Source organism: Flavobacterium lacisediminis (genome assembly GCF_025909975.1).
Lineage (GTDB): Bacteria > Bacteroidota > Bacteroidia > Flavobacteriales > Flavobacteriaceae > Flavobacterium > Flavobacterium lacisediminis.
The window spans coordinates 100,041-123,866 of the sequence record NZ_JAPCIO010000004.1 but is presented as its reverse complement, the minus strand read 5'-3'; the positions used below and the strand labels follow the sequence as shown (position 1 = coordinate 123,866).

Sequence of the window (23,826 nt, the reverse complement as noted above, 5' to 3'; positions counted from 1 at the left end):
TTGTTAATGTTAATAAATTATCGTTTCAAAGAAAAGTGCGCTTTAAAAATTTGTTTTGTAGTACCACCCTGAGGCAGATATTCTACTGTGAACCAATAATCGGTAGATGGTAATGCTTCACCATTGTAAGTTCCATCCCAACCTGAACTCGCAGGCGACATTTGTTTTAAGAATTTACCGTAACGATCAAAAATATTAATCACTGCATCTGGCTGATGACTCAAATCCCAAATATTCCAATTATCGTTAACACCATCTCCATTTGGAGTGAAATAATTTGGATAATTGATGATGTAAATTGGACCTACAATTGTTGGATTACATCCTCCTAAAATATCGTAAATATTTACGTAGTATTCTCCTGTTGGTAAATTAGTAAACACATTACTCGATTGATATTCGGTTACGCTTCCATCCGGATAGACCAATTGATACAGATAATCTCCAAATCCACCCGTTAAATTTACAGTAATAAACGTATTATTTTCAAATGGAGTACTCACCGTAAAATCAGCAACAGCTGGACCTGATTGAGTAATAGTTACAGTAGTTGTATTGTAATTACAATTTGCACCCACATCCGGTATAAGTTTGATAAATTCAACCGTATAAACACCTGCTTGTGAAGCTTCATAGCTAGGACCTGTCCCCATTAATGTTCCATTCAAATACCAATTCACGGTAAAAAATGCAGGATTCAAACCTGAATTCATGGTAAACGTTCTTAAAACATCACCCGTTTGAGAATCTACACAAATAATTCCACCTTGAATGGTTATATCTAAAAGAGGATGCACTGTAAATGTGAACGAAATCTCATCATTACAATTTGGATTACCAATAGCCGAAGCATACACATAATATGTATAGGTTCCTGGAGCTGAAATATTCAAATTCGTAATCAAATCAGTAGCATTTCCACCTGGTTGTGAATAATAACCAATATTATAAGTTGTAGTTGGTAAAGTTGGTAATACGTAAGTTCCGCATTCTTCATTATCGAAAACCAAGCCCAAAGTAGCTAAGTTAGGTGTTTCGGAAACTACAATATCAAAACTATCTTCTTGCGTACAAATAATTCGGTCTCCATTTACTGCATACACATAAATTGTTGTAGTTGTATTTGGCGTATTAAAAATAGTTCCTGGTGGAACAGGATTTACTCCATTTGGATCATAAAAATATCCAATCGTATAATTAAATGGTGTTGGTGCCACATGTGTTAATGCTGGTAATTGGAAATTTTCAAATTCACACACATTTACATTTTGATAATCAGGCAAATTAATACCATTATAAGTAATTGTAAATGGTAAATTAATTTCACAACTTGTTGTAGCATCAATATTGTATAGATAAAAAGTTTCTGTCGTTGTAAAAACTTGCGTTGAAGAAACCACTGTTCCTCCGCCACTTGGCCCACCTGAAGCCGTATAAATCGTTCCGTTTACTGGTGTAGGTATAGAATAAGGTAAACATTCTGTTCTACTGAAAACATTATCCGCAGGAGGAAATGGATTTAAAGTAATAGTGAAAGAATTTTCATTTGTACATAATGTTATTGTTCCATCAGGATTATTAAACGATTGTTCATTATAAATGTAATATGTCCCTGGATTTAAATGAGTTCCTGATAAATCTATAATGTCACCAGCAAATAATTGTTGTTGCCCTAATACAGAAGGACCGCCTGATAATGTATAATATGTCCCATTCGTTAAAACAGGTAATCTAAATTCTCCACAACGTGGGCCATCCGCAATATCATCAACCAATGGAGTCGGATGAATTACAATGTTATAATTTAAATTACTTGTACAATTAGGCAAAACTGAAGTATTTGTAAAATAATATACAACTTGATTTGATGTAATTGGAATACTAGGATCTATAGAGACACCAGTTCCATTTGGACCCGTAAAATAACCTCCAAAAGTTACAGGAGGCAAAACATATCCCTCTCTTGAACACCCATATACTGTTGAAAACAGTGTTGTATCTACTAAATTTATTACAATATCATTAAAATCTGGACAAGTACCAGGTAGACCTTGACTTGTAGTATGTGATAAAGAATTAACAACATAATAAGTTCCTGGAAAATTTGGACCAGTTACACTAATTATATCTCCCGCACTTAATGCAACACCACTACCATCAGAAGCGGTGTTATAAGTTCCATTTGTCAATGGAGGTAATACATATGAATCACAAGTAGTAACATCAGCTGGATCATCGACTAGTGGTAAAGGATGAATAAAGAAAATAAATTGTTCATCTCTACACAACACGCTATTAACCTCAGCATAATAATATAAAGTTTCTGTAAAAGTTGCGGCTGTTATGTTTATATATTCTGTTCCTGCTGGAACAATAACTCCAGTACCTGATGGTCCTCCTGGTTGTGTGTAAAAATTACCTATGTTTTGAGGAGGTGTTGGCACAACAAATCTCCCACAATGGTCTAATTGTGGTACATATTCATCAATTAAAGTTAGATTAAAGCTAGATTCATTTGTACATCCATTTGCATCGGGGCCTGCAAAAATATAGTAAGTTCCACCATCAACTAAAATATCACCTGCATTTAATTGCACTTGTCCTGGCGTTGTTGGACCACCTGGTAACAGATAATATGTCCCATTAACAATAACTGGCAAAGTAAATTGACTACATTCCGTTGGATCAGGAATATCATCAACTACTGGCAGTGGATTAATTGTGATTGTCACAGAAGTAACATCAAAACAACTAGGATTTGAGTTGTCTTGAATTCGGATACCAACAGTAACTGTAGTTGTTCCGTTTGGAATTGTAACAGAAGCTACTGGATTTGTTCCTGAAGAAGCCTCCCCAACCGAATTATAATAAGTAACCGTATAATTTGCTGGCGATTGTCCATTCAAAACCTCGTTTGTAGTGGCATTTGTAAAAGTATAAGTCGTGCTTCCTTGGCCTTCACAAACTGAAATTGGACTAGGTGATGTTGCGACAGCTGCGTTAGTTACAATCAAATTGAAAGTATACTCAGCGTCACAAAAATTACCCGTTACAGTATTGAATATTTTAATATAAATCGTTTGACCACCAGCACTTGGATAAGATGCTAAATTTCCGTTTGGAATAGGGTTGTTTGCCGCAATATCCGCTGGAGACTCATAATAAAAAACATCATAAGTTGCATTGTCAATCCCTAAAGCCGCTTCATTATTTGTTGTAAGATTAAAATTATAACTAGCTGCACCTGTATTACAGGTTAATAAATCAGATGGGTTTATAACTGCTAAATCTGTAAAAACAATAGTATCAGTAATCGTACATGTTCCTCTTACTGCTTCAACAGAATAAGTACCTGCATGAGTAACAATATATGATGAATTAGTTTCTCCAGGAATTGGATTACCATTCTCGTACCAAGTGTAGGTAAATGTATTATCTAAATTCGTATCCAATTGAACCGTATCACCTGTACAAATAATTTGATCATTCCCTAAATCTAAAGTAGTTGTAAAACTTCCTGCAGCTATAAAAACCGCCGAATCAAAACCTGAATTAGCATAATCACCAATTACCAAACGTATTCTATAAGGTGTATTTGGAATTACCCCCGAGGAAGCATTCATAACCACAGTTTGTCCTCTCATATTTAATGCTGAAGTAGGGTTTCCAACATTATATGTCCCAAAAAAACTAGGATTTATAGAAGCGCAACTATTGTTTGGACTTGAAGGGTCATTATAAATACTATTTCTAATTGTCGTTACTGATACTGGTGTACTTGTACCAGGAATAACGGCTAAGTTATTTGAAACTCCAGAAGATAAATCGGTTAGTACAAAAGCAAAAACATCACTGAACTCGCATTGATAAAAACCATATTCATTTGAAGCAAACAAAAAATTAAAACTAAAACTATTCGAAAGCGGAATAAAATCAAACTCTAAATATTCTGCATTAACTATTGGGCTTGTACCTCCATTTGCATCGCTTAATGCTTGTAAAAAAGCATCTCCAGGCGCATTAACCGCGCTGCTTAAATTAGCACCCGTATAAGGCCCTTGTGTAAAAGTTGCCACTCCATTTCTTATAATTATTCCTTCAGAAATTGGAAAAGACGAACCATTTTGATTAAAATAAGCAACTGATTGAGTTGATGAAACCGAAATATTAGAAACTTCTACACATGAATTTCCTAATAACAAATCAACTAACTGCGCAGGTGAATTTGTAGTATTATCTACTGTTATTGCTTGTGAAAACAAACAACTCGAATATAGAAAGGCGAATATAAAAAGTATTTTTTTCAAGATTTTTTTGGGGTTTAAAATCATTGAGATAAATATAACAAAAAAAGATAAATTGAATTTAATTAAATCAAAAAAAGTTTGAATATTATTAAATATTCAAACTTTTTGTTAATTATGTAAATTATTTCTAATCGTTTAATTTCAGGACAGCCATAAACGCTTCTTGAGGAATTTCAACATTTCCTACTTGACGCATACGTTTTTTACCTTTTTTCTGTTTTTCAAGAAGTTTACGCTTACGAGAAATATCTCCACCATAACATTTTGCAGTAACGTCTTTTCTTAATGCTTTAATGGTTTCACGAGCAATTACTTTTGCACCAATGGCAGCCTGAATAGGAATATCAAACTGTTGTCTTGGAATTAATTCCTTAAGTTTTTCACACATTTTTTTACCAATATTGTATGCATTACTTTCGTGAATTAAAGCCGAAAGCGCATCAACCGGTTGCGCATTTAATAACACGTCTAAACGAACTAATTTTGATTCACGCATTCCTATTGGATGGTAATCAAAAGAGGCATATCCTTTAGAAACCGTTTTTAATCTATCGTAAAAATCAAATACGATTTCCGCTAACGGCATATCGAAGTTTAATTCAACACGTTCCGTTGTTAAATATGTTTGATTTGTAATTAAACCACGTTTTTCAATACACAAACTCATTACGTTTCCTACGAAATCAGATTTTGTAATGATCGTTGCTTTGATATAAGGTTCTTCTACTCTATCTAATTTTGAAGGTTCTGGTAAATCGGATGGATTGTTTACTATTAAAATCGTATCTGGCTCTTTTTTAGTAAATGCGTGATACGAAACGTTAGGAACCGTAGTAATAACCGTCATATCGAACTCACGCTCTAAACGTTCTTGGATAATTTCCATATGAAGCATTCCTAAGAATCCACATCGGAAACCAAATCCTAAAGCCGCCGAACTCTCCGCTTGGAAAACTAACGAAGCATCGTTCAACTGTAATTTTTCCATCGAAGCACGTAAATCTTCGTAATCTTCTGTATCTACGGGATAAATTCCAGCGAAAACCATTGGCTTTACATCTTCAAATCCTTGAATAGCGTTTGTTGTAGGCTCTTTTGCATCTGTAATCGTATCTCCAACTTTTACTTCTTTCGCTTCTTTAATTCCAGAAACTAAGTACCCAACATCACCAGTAGAAATTACACTTTTTGGAACTTGATTTAATTTCAATGTCCCCACTTCGTCTGCATAATATTCGTTTCCGGTGGCCATGAATTTAATCTTCTGACCTTTTTTGATTTCTCCATTAAGAACACGGAAAATAACTTCAATTCCTCTAAACGGATTGTAATGTGAATCAAAAATTAGAGCCTGAAGCGGTTCATTTGGATCTCCCTTTGGAGCCGGAATTTTATCAATAATGGCTGCCAAAATATTTTCAACACCAAAACCTGTTTTTCCAGAAGCATGAATAATATCTTCTAATTTACAACCTAGTAAGTCAATAATATCATCACTAACTTCTTCAGGATTAGCACTTGGCAAATCTACTTTATTTAAAACTGGAATAATTTCCAAGTCATTTTCTAAAGCCAAATATAAATTCGAAATCGTTTGTGCCTGAATACTTTGTGCTGCATCTACAATCAACAAAGCGCCTTCACAAGCAGCAATAGAACGAGAAACCTCATACGAGAAATCCACGTGACCTGGCGTGTCAATCAAATTCAAAATATATTGTTCCCCTTTGTAGGTATATTCCATTTGAATGGCGTGACTTTTTATTGTAATACCACGTTCGCGTTCTAAGTCCATGTTATCTAATAACTGAGCCTTTTCTTCACGAGCTGTAACAGTTTGTGTAGCACCTAATAAACGGTCTGCCAACGTACTTTTTCCGTGGTCAATGTGTGCAATAATGCAGAAATTTCTAATGTTTTTCATCTTTCAATGTAAAGTTCATGTACAAGAGGCATTTTCATCTTCCAAACTCTTGTTCGTTTAATCTGCAAATATAAGCTAAAGTTTTGGATTTTAAAGCCGATAAACTTTGGAAACCCATTCGATTTAAAAAATTCCTATCTTTGCAAAAAATTGAAGCACCATGCCTAAAATTGGTAACATCATACTACCCGATTTTCCTTTATTATTAGCCCCAATGGAAGACGTGAGCGACCCACCATTTCGTCGTTTATGTAAATTACATGGAGCTGATTTAATGTACTCTGAATTTATTTCTTCGGAAGGATTGATTCGTGATGCAGTAAAAAGTAAGCAAAAGCTAGATATTTTTGATTACGAACGCCCTGTGGGAATTCAGATTTTTGGTGGTGATGAAGAAGCAATGGAAATGTCTTCAAGAATTGTGGATGCGGTACAACCTGATTTGGTAGACATTAATTTTGGTTGTCCAGTAAAAAAAGTCGTTTGTAAAGGTGCTGGTGCTGGTGTTTTAAAAGATGTAGATTTGATGGTGCGGTTAACCAAAGCAGTAATCAAAGGAACCAATCTTCCTGTTACTGTTAAAACACGTTTAGGCTGGGATGAAAGTTCCATAAATATTGATGAAGTTGCCGAACGTTTGCAAGATATTGGCGTGCAAGCCTTAACGGTTCATGCCAGAACACGTGCGCAGATGTATAAAGGACATTCAGATTGGAGTCATATTGAACGTGTGAAAAATAATCCAAGAATTACAATGCCTATTTTTGGAAATGGCGATATTGATTCTCCTGAAAAAGCATTAGAATACAAAAATAAATACGGTTTAGACGGCATGATGATTGGTCGCGCTGCGATTGGATATCCTTGGATTTTTAATGAAATTAAACATTATTTTGCCACAGGAGAAAAATTAGCACCACCAAGCATGAATGACCGAATTGAAGCCGCAAGAAATCACTTAATTTGGAGTATCGAATGGAAAGGCGAACGTTTAGGCATCAACGAAATGCGTCGTCATTACACCAATTACTTCAAAGGCATTCACGGTTTTAAAGAATACAAACAAAAATTGGTTACCACAGATGGAATCAATCAATTATTGGATGTATTTACCGAAATTGAGCAGGTTTATGCGGATTATCAACATCAATTTTAATTCAATCCAAAATTCAGAAGCGGTATTTGCAATGAAAAATTTAGACTTTTAAAGTCAAACAATTTTTCATAATACAAATTGGAGTACATTCTTATTGGCTTTTCATGAATATTAAATTTGATTGTTTTTGAAACACCTACAACATAATTGGTTAAATGATTTTCATATAAGTTAATTTCGTAATAAGGTTTCAATTCTATAGATTCTATATTTTTACTTATTGATAAATCCAGACCATTGAATCTTGAATCGATCACGAGTTGATTGTAAGAAATTCCAAAATTGAAATATTTATCAATTGAAAGAGCATAGTTTATTTTATAATTTTCAAACTGCTCAACCGATTTTATATAATCTAAATCGTGTTTCTCATAAGAAAATCTAATTAAATCAGAATAAGATCTATTATCTGAAAATAAATTGTATTTATTAACAGAGGTCTTAACACTTGAATTCCCATTAAAACCAACTTGATAATTAATTGAAGCACCTAAATTAAACCTTTTCTTAGCAATTTTATTGACATAATAATAACTAATAAAACCAAATGACAATCTATAATCTCCAAGGTAATCAAGAATTACAAAAGAATTATGAAGTTTATAAAACAAATATCCTAATTCATTTGAATAAGAATAACCACCAGGTAAATCTTCACGAAATTCTTTTTTTAATTTTTCAATTTCTATTTTTTCAAACAAGTCATTAATAAGATCTTTTAAAGAATAATTTTCAGAAATTGTATCTAAATCCGAAAAAGGAAATGACTTTATAACGTATTTTTTTTTATTAGAAAATTCTAAATAATAATCATCACTCATAAAAACCCCAGCTTTGCCAAAATTGCTCTTTTTGGAAGGAATCATGTCTTCTAATTTTGAATTCGACACATAAGTGTGTAACCAAATTGCAATCTTTGAATCATGTAACTTAGTAAAAACTATTGTATCTGTAATGATGCTGTTCTTTATTTTTGTGTAATACTGTGTAGACTTCAAGATCAATTTTCCGTAATCATCTTTATACAAATCAATTTTTAGACCTGCATAATTTAATCTAAAATAAAAATCTGACAAAGTATCATTTCTTAAATCAGGAAGCCTTGAAATTTCAATCGCCTTATAAACAAGATCTTTTTCGAATTTTGAAATCAAAGAATCATTGATGACTTTTTGACCAAAACCCAATTGAAAAAAGAGAAAAAGAATAATGACTTTTTTAATCATAATCAAATATAGAAAATTGCATAACTATATAGATGCATTATTTTACAAAAAGGTTGGAATTAGGATTAAAAACTCTAAATAGGTTCAAAAATAAACTTCTATTTTCTACCCATGATAAACTTTAGAAAACACAATTTTCCCCTCTTTAATTTCTAAAACTTCGGCTACTAACATATCGGCTTCACCTTCAACTTGCCTAGTGTATTCCATGAAAACTCGGTCGGTGTTGGCGGTTAGTGAAGTTACTTTGTAATGTAATGTAGGTAATCTATCAAAAGCATCTTGCCACCAAACGCGCATGGCTTCTTTTCCAATAATTAATCCATTAGTTTCAGGTTGACGAATTTTTAATTTCGGACTGAAATGTTGGGCTTCGTCATCGTATAATTCTAATAATTTCTCTAAGTTTTTCGTATTAAAAGCATCAAACCATTTAATGGCAATTTGTTGAAGTTGATTTGGCATAAAGTTTAAGATTAAAACGCAAAGAGCGCTAAGTTTTTCGCAAAGTTCGCAAAGATTACTAAATAAAAAAGGCACAAAGAATAAAATCCTATGTGCCTATGTGTTTTATAAAATGGTATTAAGCATTTTTAAGGTTGATGATTTCTTGTTCGGTTAAGAATCTCCAATCACCTCTTGGTAAATTTTTCTTTGTTAAACCTGCAAAAGTTACACGGTCTACTTTTAAAACATCGTATTTTAAGTGTTCGAAAATTTTACGAACCACTTTTACGTTAGACGTTTTCATTTTGATACCAATTTCACTTTTCGGTTGATCTTCGATATATGTGATTTCTTCCACGTATACTTTGTGATCGTCAATCATTAATCCTTTTTGAATTTTCTCTAAATCTTCGTATTTTAAGTTTTTATCTAAAGTTACTTGATATACTTTAGACGAACGTTGATTTGGAACCGTGAATTTTTGAACTATTTCAGTATCATTAGTAAACAACAACAAACCTGTAGTTGTTTTATCCATTCTTCCAACTGGCATTAAATTCGCTTTTGTAGCACCACGAACTAAGTCTAGCACATTTGCCGAACCCGGAGAATCGTCTCCTGCTGTTGAGAAGTTTTTCGGTTTATTTAATAAGATATATTCTTTCTTTTCAGGTGTAATGTTTACCCCGTCAAACTGTACTGAATCGGTTAATTTAACCTTATAACCCATTTCGGTAATTACTTCCCCGTTTACTTTTACATTTCCACTTTGAATGTAAATATCTGCATCTCTACGGCTACACATTCCCGAATTAGAAATATAACGATTTAAACGGATTTCATCTGGATTAGATGGTTTTTTTGGAGATTTTGGCCCTTTTGCCGCTGCTGGTTTAGCTGCGTCTGGTTTAGCCGCAAATTTAGATGGCGCCTTACGAATAGGTGCATTCCCTCTTGAATTACTATCTTTCTTGTAACCTCCTTGTCTTCCTGAACCTGGACGACTTTTATCATTATCTTGATGACGTGACATATTATAAACAATTTTTGCAAAGATATAACTAATATGTGGAAATCAATTTTTTTCCGTGTATCAAAACTGAAGGTTCAATTAAAACGATACAAAAGACACCCGAAACTATGATGAATTTCAACAGAAAATGAAGTTTTAAATATTCAGCTTTAGTAGTTGCTTTCCACAACAACATTACAAAAAACATCAATGCGGCTAGACTTAGATAAAAATAAATATCCATATAACCTACATCGTAAATTTCAATTAAGAAATAAACCGGAATCAAGGTTGCAATAGTTAAAATAGATATGATAGTTTTCGCCATTTGCTCACCGAAAACAACTGGAATTGTCTTATAATCGGCTATTAAATCGCCTTCAATATTTTCTAAATCTTTAATTAATTCTCGAATTAAAATCAGCAACAATAAGAAAGTCGCATGAGCAAAAATGACATGATAAAAATTCTTGTAATACATCAAAATCCCGAAGAAAGGCAATACCGCTAAAACAGCAGCCGTGATATTTCCTACCAAGAACATCTTTTTCAATTTGTGCGAATAAAACCAAATTAGAAAAATGTAAGTAGAAAAGAACAAAACCGCTCGCCATGAAATAAAAAACATCAACAAAGCGACGATGAAATTAATTCCAAAATAGACTTTCAACTTCGTTTCCTGACTCACCAAACGGTCAATCATGGCTTTTTTTGGACGATTGATTAAATCCTTTTTCGCATCGTAAAAATTATTGATAATGTAACCCGAAGCAATAGTTAAAGTAGAAGCAACAACAATTAAAAACAACCGCCAATCGAGAATAATATCCAAAGCTCTTTTCTCAGTAGCCAGAATGAATATAGCAGAAAGATATTGCGCCAATGCAACCACCCAAATATTGTATCCTCTAATAACAGAGAAGAAACCGAATATTTTAGTAAGAACTAATTTGGATTTACGAGTAAGCATTTCTTTTAGGTTAAAGGTAATGGGTGAAGGATTAAGGGTAGTAATGCTGAATTTTATATTCAAACCTAATCCCTTTTGCCTAATCTCTTTTGCCTATTTTAAAAGTTATAAACTACTTCTAATTTATAGTCTTTTAGCGACTCTTTTGCTTTATCTAAATCTTGGGTAAATCCTAAAATATAACCGCCACCGCCAGAACCACATAATTTTAAGTAGTAATCGTTGGTATCAATTCCTTTTTGCCACACTTGGTGAAATTGCTCTGGAATCATAGGTTTGAAATTATTCAAAACTACTTTTGATAATTGTTTGGTATTTTCTAATAACGATTTCACATCGCCATGTAAGAAGTTTTCCACACAAGCATCGGTATATTTTATGAATTGTGATTTTAACATCGTACGGAAACCGTTATCTTTTAAGTTTTCCATGAAAATAGAAACCATTGGAGCAGTTTCGCCCACTATTCCTGAATCAATTAAGAAAACCGCACCTTTTCCTTGTGTGCTTTGTGTTGGAATTCCAGTTGCTTCAATATTATCTTTCGAATTGATTAAAATTGGAATACTTAAATAACTATTCAAAGGATCTAAACCTGAACTTTTTCCGTGGAAAAACGATTCCATTTGAGAGAAAATCGTTTTTAGTTGTAATAATTTTTCACGCGTTAAATTTTCTAACACTGTGATTTTATCATTTGCATATTTATCGTAAATAGCAGCAACCAAAGCGCCGCTACTTCCTACTCCATATCCTTGAGGAATACTTGAATCAAAATACATTCCGCTGTTTACATCTTGCTTTAAAACTTCTAAATTAAAAGTTACTAATTCAGGTTGTTCTGTTTGCAATTGCTCTAAATAAACAACAAATCTTTTTAAACTTTCGTTTGATTTAATTGCACTTTCTGAAGGATTTTCATCTTTCTTTAGAGCACCATTATAGAAATTATAAGGAATTGAAAGTCCTTTCGAATCTTGGATAATTCCATATTCTCCGAAAAGTAATATTTTTGAGTAAAAAAGTGGTCCTTTCATAAATTTCAGTTTTCTTTTTCAGTAAACAATGAGTAAATGTACAAAATTAATTTGATTTAGCGCCATTCCCAATTTGATCGCAAATATACTGACCATTCTGACAATAGCCAACTAATTCATCTTGAATAAATTGCAATACTTTTCCCTTTACGTTTTCAGGATACAAAACGTGCACATTTGCACCTGCATCTAACGTAAAACAAACTGGTATTTGCGTTTCATTTCTGAACTTCCAAATCTTATTAATAATTTCTAATGTATTAGGTTTCATCAAAATAAAATACGGCATTGAAGTCATCATCATAGCATGTAAAGTCAAGGCTTCACTTTCTACAATATTGATGAATTCAGCTACATTTCCTGATGATAAAATCGCTTTTATTTGGGATAAATTTTCATGAGCTTGCGCAAAACGTCTTACCGCATAAGGATGATTGTGCATTAAATCGTGCCCAACCGTACTCGAAACTTGTTTTTCGCCTTTATCGACTAACAAAATTGTGTCTTGATAGTTTTTAAAGTTAGAATGAATTTCTGAAAATTCTACTCCAAACAAATCCGAACTTCCGTTAATCTCTGCATGATTTCCCCAAACCACAACTTCACCTTTGATACTTCTGCACGCACTTCCACTTCCTAATCTTGCCAAAAATGAAGCTTTTGAATAGAAATATTCATCAGAAATTGTTGGATTAATTGCTTTTTCCAAACTCATAATGTTCATTGCTAAAGCTGCCATTCCGGATGCTGAAGAAGCAATTCCTGAGCTATGTGGAAAGGTGTTTTGGGTATCAATTTTAAAATGATATTCTTTCAAAAACGGACAATATTGCTCTATTCTTTCGAAGAATTTTTGGATTTTTGGCTTAAAATCTTCTTTTGGTTTCCCTTCAAAAAGCAAATCGAATGAAAAACTATTGTTATCCGATTTTTTAACTACTTCTAACTTCGTAATCGTTTTACAATTGTTTAACGTAAAACTTATCGAAGGATTCGCTGGAATTTGGTTTTCTTTCTTGCCCCAATATTTTACCAATGCTATATTACTAGGCGCACTCCATTCGAAACTTGCAGAATCAATAGAATTATATGAGGTTGCGATAAAATCTTTTTCGGTAAGCATAGCTTAAAATTTTGACAAAAATACCGATTTTGATTGATTTGTTCCCTTGATATTTCGTTAATTTGCCTATAAAATTGAAAACATGAACAAATATCTTAAAATTATATACTGCGTTACCATCTGTTTAGCTGTTGGTTACTTGTCGAGCAACGTTACGCAATCAAGCATCACTACTTGGTATCCAGAAATCAAAAAGCCTAGTTTTAATCCGCCAAATTGGGTTTTTGCACCGGTTTGGACCATGCTTTTCATTATGATGGGAATTGCTGCAGGAATGGTTTGGAATAAATTAGAATCGAACAAAGAATTGGTAAAAAAAGGATTATTGTTTTTTACTGTTCAGCTACTTTTGAACGCTTTGTGGTCATATTTATTCTTTGGTTTGAACAATATTTTATTGGCTTTAATAGAAATTATATTGCTTTGGTTAATCATTTATGAAACCTATCTTATTTTCAAACAAATAGACAAAAGAGCTTCTTATTTATTGATTCCGTATTTAGCTTGGGTTGGTTTTGCAACAATTTTAACAGGTAGCATTTTTTGGCTGAATCGATAAGGTTTGTAGCACAATGTAACACAAAGTGAAGCACAAAGTTTCACAAAGTAATTTATATTTATTTCACAACATTCTCAGCCACAATAAATCCACCTGTCCAAGCATTTTGGAAGTTGAATCCACCTGTAATAGCATCGATATTTAAAATTTCGCCTGCAAAATAAACGTTTGGTAAAATTTTGCTTTCCATGGTTTTAAAATTGACTTCTTTTAAGTCGATTCCGCCAGCAGTAACAAATTCTTCTTTGAAAGTACTTTTCCCATTGACTTGGAATTCGGCATTTGTTAATTGTTCGACCAAAGTATTTAATTGCTTCTTGTTGATATCCGCCCATTTGGCTTCTTCTGAAATTCCAGCTGCTTTTACGAGGTTTTCCCAAAGGCGTTTTGGCAATTCGAAATGTGCGTATTTTGAAACTAATTTTTTAGCGTTTTCTTCTTTGATGTCTTTTAACAAATCAAGCGCTTCGTCAGAAGTAGTTTCGTTTAACCAATTGACTTGAATAGCAAATTGATACTTTTTTTCAGCTAATTCTATTGCTCCCCAAGCCGAAAGTCTCAAAATTCCTGGACCGCTCATTCCCCAATGCGTAATTAACAAAGGTCCAGAAGCTTGTAGTTTAGATTTTTTAACCTTTACAGATGCAATTGTAGAAAGTCCCATCAAGTCTTTAATTCGAACATCTTTGATATTGAAAGTAAATAAAGACGGAACGGGTTCGATTATCGAGTGACCCAGATTTTGTAATAATTCCCACATTTTTGGATTACTTCCGGAAGCCATTACAATTTTATCACAAGTAAAAACTTCTTGAGTAGTGGTTACTTTCCAATGCGTTTCCGTTTTGTACAATTCCTGAACACTGTGATTGGTTAGCACATCAATTTTCAGCTTCTTAACCGCTTCTATAAAGCAATCAATTATGGTTTGTGAGGAGTTGGAAACTGGAAACATTCTTCCATCATCTTCAATTTTAAGTTCTACTCCATGTTTTTCAAACCATTCAATCGTATCACCTGAACAAAATTGATGAAATGGACCTTTTAATTCGCGTTCACCGCGAGGATAAAACTTCACTAAATCATTTGGCACAAAACACGCATGTGTAACATTACATCTTCCACCACCCGAAATACGTACTTTTTCTAAAACGCTTTTTCCTCTTTCAAGAATAGCCACTTTTAAGTTTGGGTTTTTCTCTACAATGTTGATTGCAGTGAAAAATCCGGCAGCGCCTCCGCCGATTATGATGATGTCGTAATTTGAGTTCAAATGATTTGTTTTTGCAAATATCGGTAATTTCAAAACAAAAAATCCTACTGAATCATCAATAGGACTTTAAATAAAGTTAAGTTGATTTTAATTATTAGTCAATATAAAATATTGAAAAGGTAAAATGGTATAAACTTGTTTCTCATTTAATCCCATTATTTTACCCGTCATATAATTAGTAAATTCACCTGTAATACCTATTTTTGTATTGATTGGATTGTTAGAAAAATTAGCCATATAAACCACTTTCTTTCCGTCTTTTTCTCGAACAAAAGCTAAAATATTGGCATCATCATCTGTTTTGATTCGGGTATATTTAGCTTTGTTTTTCCCTCCGTTTAGAGCAGGATTTTCAGCTTTTAACTTTCCTAATTTTGCTCTTAATCCCCAATCTTTCCCTTTTGTTTTTGGAATCGAATCTTTTTCGAAAAATTTTAAACTGTGGTTCAAACCATACTCATTTCCACTATAAATTAAAGGCATTCCAGGCATAACATAAGAAAGTGCTGTCATTGCCTCTTCTCCTTTACCTAATCTTCCTTTAATAGTTCCGTTCCAAGAATTTTCATCGTGGTTATCAACAAAATTCATTAGAATATCGTTGGCTTCATATTTTTTAGCATCTTCCGCCATGAATTTATCCCAATCTTTCACTGTATTTTTCCCTTGAGCAATTCTATTCATGGTATGATGTGCTTCCCAACCATAGGCCATATCAAACAAACCTTCTTTTAATAATTCAGGTTCCCAAGCTTCTGCCAACATAAAAATATTCTTTTGTTTACGCAATTGAGGAATAGCTTGTTGCCAGAAGTCTAAAGGCACATTACTTGCTACATCGCAACGGAATCCATCAATGTTTTCGTTTTTAATCCAATGCAACATATCTGCAGTCATTGCCGAACGCAATCCTTGATTGTCATAGTTTAAATCCGCAACATCTGACCAACCCCATGATTTTCCAGTTTCTGGGTTGACAGGGTCGATGATTTCACCTTTAGTATTTTTTGAATAATATTCTGGATGTTCTTTAATCCAAACGTGATCCCAACCCGTGTGATTTGGAACCCAATCTAAGATTACATAAATACCATTTTCATGAGCAGTTTTAACTAAATTTCTAAAATCTTCAATCGTTCCAAACTCTGGATTTACTTTTTTGAAATCAGAAACTGCATAATAACTGCCTAAATATTTGTGTTGTTCTTCTTTTGGCATTTCTGAAGCAAACTTACTATCATCTCCACCAGTCGCTTTTCTTTTCGTTTGAGAAATTGGAAAAATAGGCATTACCCAAATAATTTTTACGCCCAATTCTTTTAATTGCGGGATGTCTTTGGTAAATGCTTTAAACGTTCCTTCTGGCGAATATTGGCGAATATTAACTTCATAAATTACCGAACTTTCTTCTACATCTGAAGAAAATTTAGCGATTTCAGTTTTTGAATTTTCTGCTGTTTTTTCTGTTTCATTTTTACAACTAAATAATGTTAAAACAGCTAAAGCAGTAATGAGTGATTTTTTCATTTTTTTATAATTTTATTTTCCAAACATAAATTCTAACGGAATGTGGATTCTCTTTTGCCAAGATGCTTCGGAATGATTTTCACCTTCGAACTCAAAATTTCGTGAATCTACATTCGTATATCCTTTTGCTTTTAAAATTTCATCAACGCGATATTCGTATTTTAAGTAGAAGGCATCTAAAGTTTCCGTTCCGTAATCAAAATATATCTTGTGATTCTTAGCTTCAGGTAATTTCTTTTCCATGTAAGCGAAAAAAGATTCCGGAATGGGATTGTTATCAAATTCTCTAAAACCAATCCAGTGCGTTGACAAACAAGCCGCTTTTCCGAATATATTAGGGTATTCACACAAGGCATACATCGATATTAATCCGCCCATACTTGACCCCATAATAGCTGTGTGATTCGCCGTTGTAAAAACGGAATACTTTTTATCAATGTAAGGTTTCAATTCTTCCACAATGAACTTCAAATATTTATCGGAATTAATTTTACTTTCATCAAATGGAAATTGCGATTTTTTAGCTTCGATTTGAATTTTCTCTTTTAACTCATTCGAAAGTGATTCATAAGGCTTTTTTGGATACAAATCCATGTGACGCAAATTTGGGATATTCCAAATAGCCACTACGATAAAATCTTTTACCTTATCTTCTTGCATTAATTGCGATGCTACTTCATCAACTCTCCATTCTTGTTTATTCCATGTAGTTGTAGCATCAAATAACATTTGGCCATCGTGCATGTACAAAACATTGTATTTTTTTGTATTAGAATAGTTTTTTGGCAACCAAACATCAACTGTTCTTGGTACAATATATTTCGAAGGAAAACTGTCTATTCTTTCAATATTACCATCAAATTTTCCTGAATTTTCAAGAACATAGGAAGTTATCTTACTTTGGGAAAAAGCAAAACAAGAGCATAACAAAAAGAATAGTAACTGTTTCATTTATTTCAATTCTAAAACCATAGACGTTTTACCTTCAATCGATAATTCGTTTTTCAAATCGATTGTTTTTCCTGAAAGAATATCACTTCCAGAAATAAATGATTTTATGTTCTCTTGAAAACGAGTAAGATTTAACTTTTGAGTATCAGGAGCATTATTGATGATTACCATAACCGTTTCTTTGTCATTGTGACGGAAATATACATATACATTATTTTCAGGAATGTAATGCGTTAATTTTCCTGTGTGAATCACTTCTTTATTTTTTCTCCAATTCAATACTTTCTTAGAAAAATCGAAATATTTTGCTTGCTCTGCTGTTCTTCCACTAGCAGAAAATGCATTGTTTGTATCGCCTTTCCAACCACCAGGGAAATCTTGACGAATATCGGCATCGCCTTTTCCTTTATCACCTGCCATTCCAATTTCAGATCCATAATACAATTGTGGAATCCCTCTCATGGTTGCCATAATGGTCATTCCTAATTGGTATTTTTTGAAATCGTTTTGATAAATTTGATTGAAACGACCAGTATCGTGATTCTCAAGGAAAATCAATAGATTATTTGGGTCGGCATATAAGAAATCGTTAACGAAATTCTCGTAAAATTTAATCATTCCGTTACTCCAATCGGCTCTGTCTTCATAAAAAACATTACCAAAAACATCGTGCAACGTAAAATCCATTACACAGGGCAAATAAGAATTATAACTTTGAATTTTAGCAATCGGACTGTCTTTTTGCCAGTATGAAATTTGGGCTTGATCGTGCATCCAAACTTCTCCTACAATATTGAAATACGGATATTCATCGGTTATGGCTTTGGTCCATTTTGCAATTCCTTCTTTGTCGTTGTAGGAATACGTATCTACTCTAAATCCATCTAAATCAGCATATTCTATCCACCAAATCGCATTTTGAATTAAGTAATTCAAAACTAAAGGATTTGATTGATTCAAATCGGGCATACTTGGTACAAACCAACCGTCCATACATAATTTAGCATCTATTTTTGATCCATTCGTATCGTATTGCGTAGTCATGCGATAGTTACTTTGTTTGTAACCTGGAAATTGATGAAACCAATCGTAGGTTGGCATATCTTTGAACATCCAATGTTCGGCACCCCAATGATTCGTAACGTAATCTTTGATTAATTTCATGTCACGCTTATGCATTTCATCGGCAAGCTTTTTATATTCTTCATTGGTTCCATAACGCGGATCAATTCTGTAAACATCTGATTGTCCGTAAGTATGATACGAATAGCCTTTGTCGTTATCTTCACACATTGGTGTGCTCCAAATTGCTGTTGCTCCTAATTCTTTGATGTAATCCAAATTATTAATGATGCCTTGAATGTCTCCACCATGTCTTCCGCCTGGCAAACTCCTGTTCGCTTTTTCTTGTAGTTCTGGTGACGAATCATTATTTGGATTTCCATTTGCAAATCTATCTGGCATCAATAAATACATCACATCAGAAGCATCAAAACTTTTACGAAGCGCTGAATTTGGTTTTCTTTTTTTGATTTCGAAATTTCTTTTGAATGATTTTTTACCATTGGTAAACGTAAATTGCAATTCTTGCGCTTTTACATTTTTGGTATCAATTGTAACGAAAAGATAATTCGGATTTTCGGTTTTAGTTACATTCGTAATTACTACATTATTGGAAACTTGTACCGAATTTTGAGCGATATTCTTTCCGTAAAATAATACTTGAACTTCGCTTTTATTCATTCCTTCGTACCAAAACGGTGGTTCCATTCGGTCAATTTGAGCGACAACACTTGTTGAAAATGTTATTAAAAATAATAGAAATATTTTTTTCATTTTTTTTATTTTAATTAACCCTGTCAGAGTTTTGAACTCTGAAAGGGTTATAGACAGAATTATATTATTTAACCTCAACAATACTAATGGCGTAGCCACCGCCTGCTGCCGTTCTCAATTGCAATTTAGTCTTATTGGTTACTTTTTGTTTTGAAATTTTGTATGCTTGTGGATTCGTTTTATAATCCGCATCGGCAGCATCGGCGTAAATAGTTGCTTCGTATTTTTTTCCTTTTTCTAAGAAATCTAATGTAATCGTTGATGTTCTAGCATTGTATCCATTTGAATTTCCAACGTACCAATTGTTAGAATTTTTATCTTTTCGAGCAATTGTGATATAATAACCTGGCTCGGCTTCTAAATATTTTGAAGTTGACCATTCTACCGGAACATCCTTGATAAATTGGAACGCGTCTAAGAATCGATTATAGTTTTCTGGTAAATCAGCAGCCATTTGAAGTGGCGAATACATGACCACATACAATCCTAATTGATTCGCCAATGTTGTATTCACATGTGAATTGTTGTTTGGATTTAATTTTGCGATATCCATTTCGAAAATACCAGGAGTGTAATCCATTGGGCCACCTAATAAACGAGTAAAAGGCAACAAAGTGGTATGATTTGCTTTAGAACCACCAAAGGCTTGAAACTCTGTTCCACGAGCTGATTCGTTACCAATCATGTTGGGATACGTTCTGCAAATTCCTGTTGGGCGCACCGCTTCATGCGCATTAATCATAATTTTATAATCCACTGCTTTTTCAATCACATATTGATAATGATTTAAAATCGATTGGCTGTAATGATGTTCTCCTAAAGGTAAAATATTGCCCACATAACCCGTTTTAGCAGCGTCATAACCATTGTCATTCATAAATTGAAATGCCTTATCTAAATGGCGCTCATAATTCCTAGTTGAACCAGAAGTTTCGTGATGCATAATCATTTTTACACCTTTTGATTTTGCGTATTCATGAATTCCTTTTACATCAAAATCAGGATATGGTGTTAAGAAATCGAATACATAATCTTTTTCTTTTCCGAACCAGTCTTCCCAACCTTCATTCCAACCTTCTACTAAGACCGCATCGAAACCATGTTTAGCAGCAAAATCGATATATTCTTTTACGTGTTTGGTATTCGCTGCGTGTTTACCGTTTGGTTTGGCTTTGGTGAAATCAGTTACTCCTAATTGTACGGATGGAATTTCATCTGTGTACGCCCAAGAGCTTTTTCCGGTAATCATTTCCCACCAAACACCGATATATTTTACAGGTTTTATCCAAGAAGTATCTTCTATTTTACAAGGCTCATTTAAGTTCAATGTCATTCTGGAAGCTAAAATATCACGTGCATCAGCACTAGCAATTATCGTTCTCCATGGCGAAACACATGGTGCTTGTAAATGTCCTTTATTTCCTTTAGCGTCTGGAGTTAAATGCGATTGAAAAACTAAGTTTTTATCGTCAAGATTCAAATGCATACAAGAATAATTAATCAAAGCTGCTTCGTGAATGTTGATGTAAATTCCGTCCGCAGTTTTTAACATTAAGGACGTTTGAACTCCCGTATCTGAAAATTGTTTTTGTGATGCATTTTCAGAAACAGCACCTCGGAATAACTTTCTAATCTCAGTCAACTTACTTTCTGTAAAATCGTATTCTTGTGTATCATAATCGCCTGGAATCCAAAATGCGGTGTGATCGCCGGTCATAGCGAACTCGGTACGTTCTTCTTTTAGTACAAAATATGTTAGGTTTTTTTGTTCTGGAAATTCGTAACGAAAACCCAAACCATCGTTGAATAATCGAAAACGGATGATTACTTGTCTTTCGGTTTCATTTTGTTTCAGTGTAAGCGCTAATTCGTTGTAATGATTGCGAATTTGGGTTTCTTCACCCCAAACGGTTTTCCAAGTTTCATCGAAAGTGTTACGAACTTCGTTTACCAATTTAAAATCATTTAATAACGACTTTTTATCTTTTTGAAGTTCAAAACCCAACTTACTTTTTTTGATGATTTCTTTGTTTTTCATGAAAAGTTGGTACGTTGGTGTACCATCATTTTCTATGGCGAAAACCATTTTGAAATTCCCATTGGGTGATTTTAATTCTTGAGCATTCATCCCAAAAATTGAAAAAACCATCACAAATACTGAAACAAAATATTTATTCATGTCTTACTATTTAATTAATTGCGATTCTCCGTTTACAAAAACATCCACATCCGAATTTCCTTCAATAGAAACGTTTGTTCCTTCTTGTTTTACTTCTACTTTAATAATGGCGTTTCTGAAATTCACTTTAAAGGAATAGCCTTTCCATTGTGCTGGGATTTTTGGTTCAAAATGCAATTGGTTATTTCTAACGCGCATTCCACCAAAACCTTCAACGATACTCATCCAAGTTCCCGCCATTGAAGTAATGTGTAAACCTTCTTCGACTTCCTTGTTATAATCGTCTAAGTCCAAACGCGAAGTTCTTAAATAAAATGTATACGCTTGTTCCATTCTTCCCAAAACAGCCGCTTGAATCGAATGCACACAAGGTGAAAGTGAACTTTCGTGAACCGTAAATGGTTCGTAAAAATCGAAATGTTTCTCTAATTGTTCTTTGGTAAAATGATCTTCGAAGAAATAGAATCCTTGTAACGTATCTGCTTGTTTGATGTAAGGCGAACGTAAAATTCGATCCCAAGACCATTTTTGATTTATTGGTCGTTGCGATTTATCTAAATCAGCTACTGTGATTAATTCTTTATCTAGAAAACCATCTTGTTGTAAATATACGCCGTGTTCTTCAGAATAAGGGAAATACATATTATCCGCTACTTTTTTCATTTCTGAAATTTCGACTTGTGATAATTTCACTTTATTCATGATTCGGGTATAATCCGATGGATATTCGTTTTCAATTTTATTGATTTGCTCAACAGTGTAATCAATACACCATTTTGCTATGTAATTCGTATACCAATTGTTATTTACGTTGTTTTCGTATTCATTTGGACCTGTTACTCCTAAAATCACATACTGATTTCTATATGTTGAAAAAGTAGATCTTTGATGCCAAAAACGCGCAATTCCAATTAAAACTTCTAAGCCTTTTTCTGGAATATAAGAATAATCGCCTGTAAATCGGTAATAGTTATAAATAGCGAAAGCGATGGCCCCATTTCTGTGAATTTCCTCGAAAGTAATTTCCCACTCGTTGTGACATTCTTCTCCATTCATGGTTACCATTGGATAAAGAGCAGCTCCATTTTTGAAACCTAATTTTTCAGCATTTTCGATGGCTTTATCCAATTGGTTGTATCGATACGCTAATAAGTTTCGAGCAACTTGTTGGTCTTTGGTAGCCATATAAAAAGGAATACAATACGCTTCAGTATCCCAATAAGTAGAACCACCGTATTTTTCACCTGTAAATCCTTTTGGACCAATATTTAATCTCGAATCTTTTCCTAAATAGGTTTGATTCAATTGGAAAATATTGAAACGAATTCCTTGTTGTGCTTTTACATCGCCATCAATGGTAATATCGCTCATTTCCCAAATTTTTGCCCAAGCTTCTTTTTGGTTTTTAGTTAATTGCTTTACACCTATTTCCAAGGCAGTTGCAATACTATTTTTTGCACCTATAATAGTGTTCTCATGATTCATAGAAATGGTATAACCACCTATTTTTTGAATCGTAGTCGTTTGTCCCTTCGTTACCGCAACTTGGTAGCAAAACTGAATCTTTTCTTTCGTTTCTTCAACACTTACGGGCGCTACACTCAAATTTGAACCTTCTAACAAAATACTATTTTGCATGAAAGTAGTTGCCGTGAAATGCGTTTTGAAAGTTCTAGCCGTTACGAAAGCTTCATTTCCAGAATGTTTAACGCTGATTGGTTCCCAAAATTTTTCTTCCCAATTGGCATCTTCGTTATGAACTCCAGCGTCAACATATGGTTTGAAAACAATTTTTGCATCTGAATTTAAAGTTGTGATTTCGTAATTGATAACCCCTACTTCATCCAAATCTAAAGACAAGAAACGTTGAACTTTAACGGCGATTTCGGTTCCGTTTGCCAAAGTAGCGTTGAAAGAACGATAATAAATACCTTCTTTCATGTTCAATTCACGACGGAAATTAGAAACCGATTGACATTTTGCTAAATCTAAATTTTCGCCATTGATTTCAATGTCAATTCCAATCCAGTTGGGAGCATTTAGTACTTTTGCGAAATATTCGGGATAGCCATTTTTCCACCAACCTACTTTTGTTTTATCGGGATAATAAATTCCGGCAATGTAACTTCCTTGAAACGTTTTGCCCGAATAGTGCTCTTCAAAATTAGCGCGTTGCCCCATAGCACCGTTTCCGATACTAAATAAACTCTCAGAAGATTTAACTCGCTCTGCATCAAATCCTTCTTCAATAATCGACCAATTGTCGGGTTGTATATAATCTTGATTCATTTTTGTAATA

The 23,826-nt window shown here is 33.5% G+C and carries 16 protein-coding genes; 2 read left to right on the top strand and 14 right to left on the bottom strand.

The window, feature by feature from the left end; genetic code table 11:
* Nucleotides 1–17 precede the first annotated feature (17 nt).
* The gene (locus tag OJ995_RS07560; RefSeq protein WP_264368856.1) at nucleotides 18–4,307 is read right to left on the bottom strand and encodes a choice-of-anchor L domain-containing protein; all 4,290 of its coding nucleotides are present in this window, start codon (nucleotides 4,305–4,307) and stop codon (nucleotides 18–20) included.
* A gap of 127 nt (nucleotides 4,308–4,434) precedes the next feature.
* Entirely contained in the window at nucleotides 4,435–6,231 is a 1,797-nt protein-coding gene (gene lepA, locus OJ995_RS07555; RefSeq protein WP_264368855.1) for a translation elongation factor 4, read from the bottom strand.
* 160 nt (nucleotides 6,232–6,391) lie between these two features.
* Here lepA and dusB point away from each other — a divergent pair, with 160 nt between their 5' ends.
* The gene (dusB, locus tag OJ995_RS07550) at nucleotides 6,392–7,387 is read left to right on the top strand and encodes a tRNA dihydrouridine synthase DusB (RefSeq protein ID WP_264368854.1); all 996 of its coding nucleotides are present in this window, start codon (nucleotides 6,392–6,394) and stop codon (nucleotides 7,385–7,387) included.
* On the opposite strand, the gene OJ995_RS07545 is transcribed toward dusB, so the two are convergent.
* The 6 genes from OJ995_RS07545 to OJ995_RS07520 form a co-directional block, all read right to left on the bottom strand.
* The gene (locus OJ995_RS07545; RefSeq protein ID WP_264368853.1) at nucleotides 7,384–8,613 is read right to left on the bottom strand and encodes a hypothetical protein; all 1,230 of its coding nucleotides are present in this window, start codon (nucleotides 8,611–8,613) and stop codon (nucleotides 7,384–7,386) included. The genes dusB and OJ995_RS07545 overlap by 4 nt on opposite strands.
* Nucleotides 8,614–8,718: 105 nt before the next feature.
* Complete coding sequence (locus OJ995_RS07540) at nucleotides 8,719–9,078, bottom strand: nuclear transport factor 2 family protein (protein WP_264368852.1); 360 nt, start codon at nucleotides 9,076–9,078, stop codon at nucleotides 8,719–8,721.
* A gap of 118 nt (nucleotides 9,079–9,196) precedes the next feature.
* Nucleotides 9,197–10,093: a pseudouridine synthase gene (locus tag OJ995_RS07535; RefSeq protein ID WP_264368851.1), complete on the bottom strand. Its 897-nt coding sequence runs from the start codon at nucleotides 10,091–10,093 to the stop codon at nucleotides 9,197–9,199.
* Between the two features lie 28 nt (nucleotides 10,094–10,121).
* On the bottom strand, nucleotides 10,122–11,042 hold the full coding sequence (locus tag OJ995_RS07530; protein ID WP_264368967.1) for a geranylgeranylglycerol-phosphate geranylgeranyltransferase: 921 nt from the start codon (nucleotides 11,040–11,042) through the stop codon (nucleotides 10,122–10,124).
* A gap of 98 nt (nucleotides 11,043–11,140) precedes the next feature.
* The gene (locus OJ995_RS07525) at nucleotides 11,141–12,079 is read right to left on the bottom strand and encodes a mevalonate kinase family protein (protein WP_264368850.1); all 939 of its coding nucleotides are present in this window, start codon (nucleotides 12,077–12,079) and stop codon (nucleotides 11,141–11,143) included.
* Nucleotides 12,080–12,125: 46 nt separating this feature from the next.
* Complete coding sequence (locus tag OJ995_RS07520; protein WP_264368849.1) at nucleotides 12,126–13,202, bottom strand: diphosphomevalonate decarboxylase; 1,077 nt, start codon at nucleotides 13,200–13,202, stop codon at nucleotides 12,126–12,128.
* Between the two features lie 82 nt (nucleotides 13,203–13,284).
* On the opposite strand from OJ995_RS07520, the gene OJ995_RS07515 reads away from it, so the two are divergent.
* Nucleotides 13,285–13,761 (top strand): TspO/MBR family protein, encoded by a 477-nt coding sequence (locus OJ995_RS07515; RefSeq protein WP_264368848.1) that lies wholly within the window; start codon nucleotides 13,285–13,287, stop codon nucleotides 13,759–13,761.
* Between the two features lie 58 nt (nucleotides 13,762–13,819).
* Here OJ995_RS07515 and OJ995_RS07510 read toward each other — a convergent pair whose 3' ends face one another.
* From OJ995_RS07510 to OJ995_RS07485, 6 genes are all read right to left on the bottom strand, one after another.
* Nucleotides 13,820–15,034: a BaiN/RdsA family NAD(P)/FAD-dependent oxidoreductase gene (locus OJ995_RS07510; RefSeq protein ID WP_264368847.1), complete on the bottom strand. Its 1,215-nt coding sequence runs from the start codon at nucleotides 15,032–15,034 to the stop codon at nucleotides 13,820–13,822.
* A gap of 87 nt (nucleotides 15,035–15,121) precedes the next feature.
* Nucleotides 15,122–16,561, bottom strand: coding sequence for an alpha-amylase family glycosyl hydrolase (locus OJ995_RS07505; protein WP_264368846.1), 1,440 nt, complete (start codon nucleotides 16,559–16,561; stop codon nucleotides 15,122–15,124).
* Nucleotides 16,562–16,573: 12 nt separating this feature from the next.
* Entirely contained in the window at nucleotides 16,574–17,512 is a 939-nt protein-coding gene (locus tag OJ995_RS07500; RefSeq protein WP_264368845.1) for an alpha/beta hydrolase, read from the bottom strand.
* Nucleotides 17,513–19,348 carry a glycoside hydrolase family 13 protein gene (locus tag OJ995_RS07495; RefSeq protein ID WP_264368844.1) on the bottom strand — a complete coding sequence of 612 codons (1,836 nt, stop codon included), beginning with the start codon at nucleotides 19,346–19,348 and terminating at the stop codon, nucleotides 17,513–17,515.
* A gap of 64 nt (nucleotides 19,349–19,412) precedes the next feature.
* Nucleotides 19,413–21,527 carry a glycoside hydrolase family 97 protein gene (locus OJ995_RS07490; protein ID WP_264368843.1) on the bottom strand — a complete coding sequence of 705 codons (2,115 nt, stop codon included), beginning with the start codon at nucleotides 21,525–21,527 and terminating at the stop codon, nucleotides 19,413–19,415.
* A 6-nt stretch (nucleotides 21,528–21,533) separates the two neighbouring features.
* Complete coding sequence (locus OJ995_RS07485; RefSeq protein ID WP_264368842.1) at nucleotides 21,534–23,816, bottom strand: glycoside hydrolase family 65 protein; 2,283 nt, start codon at nucleotides 23,814–23,816, stop codon at nucleotides 21,534–21,536.
* Nucleotides 23,817–23,826 lie beyond the last annotated feature (10 nt).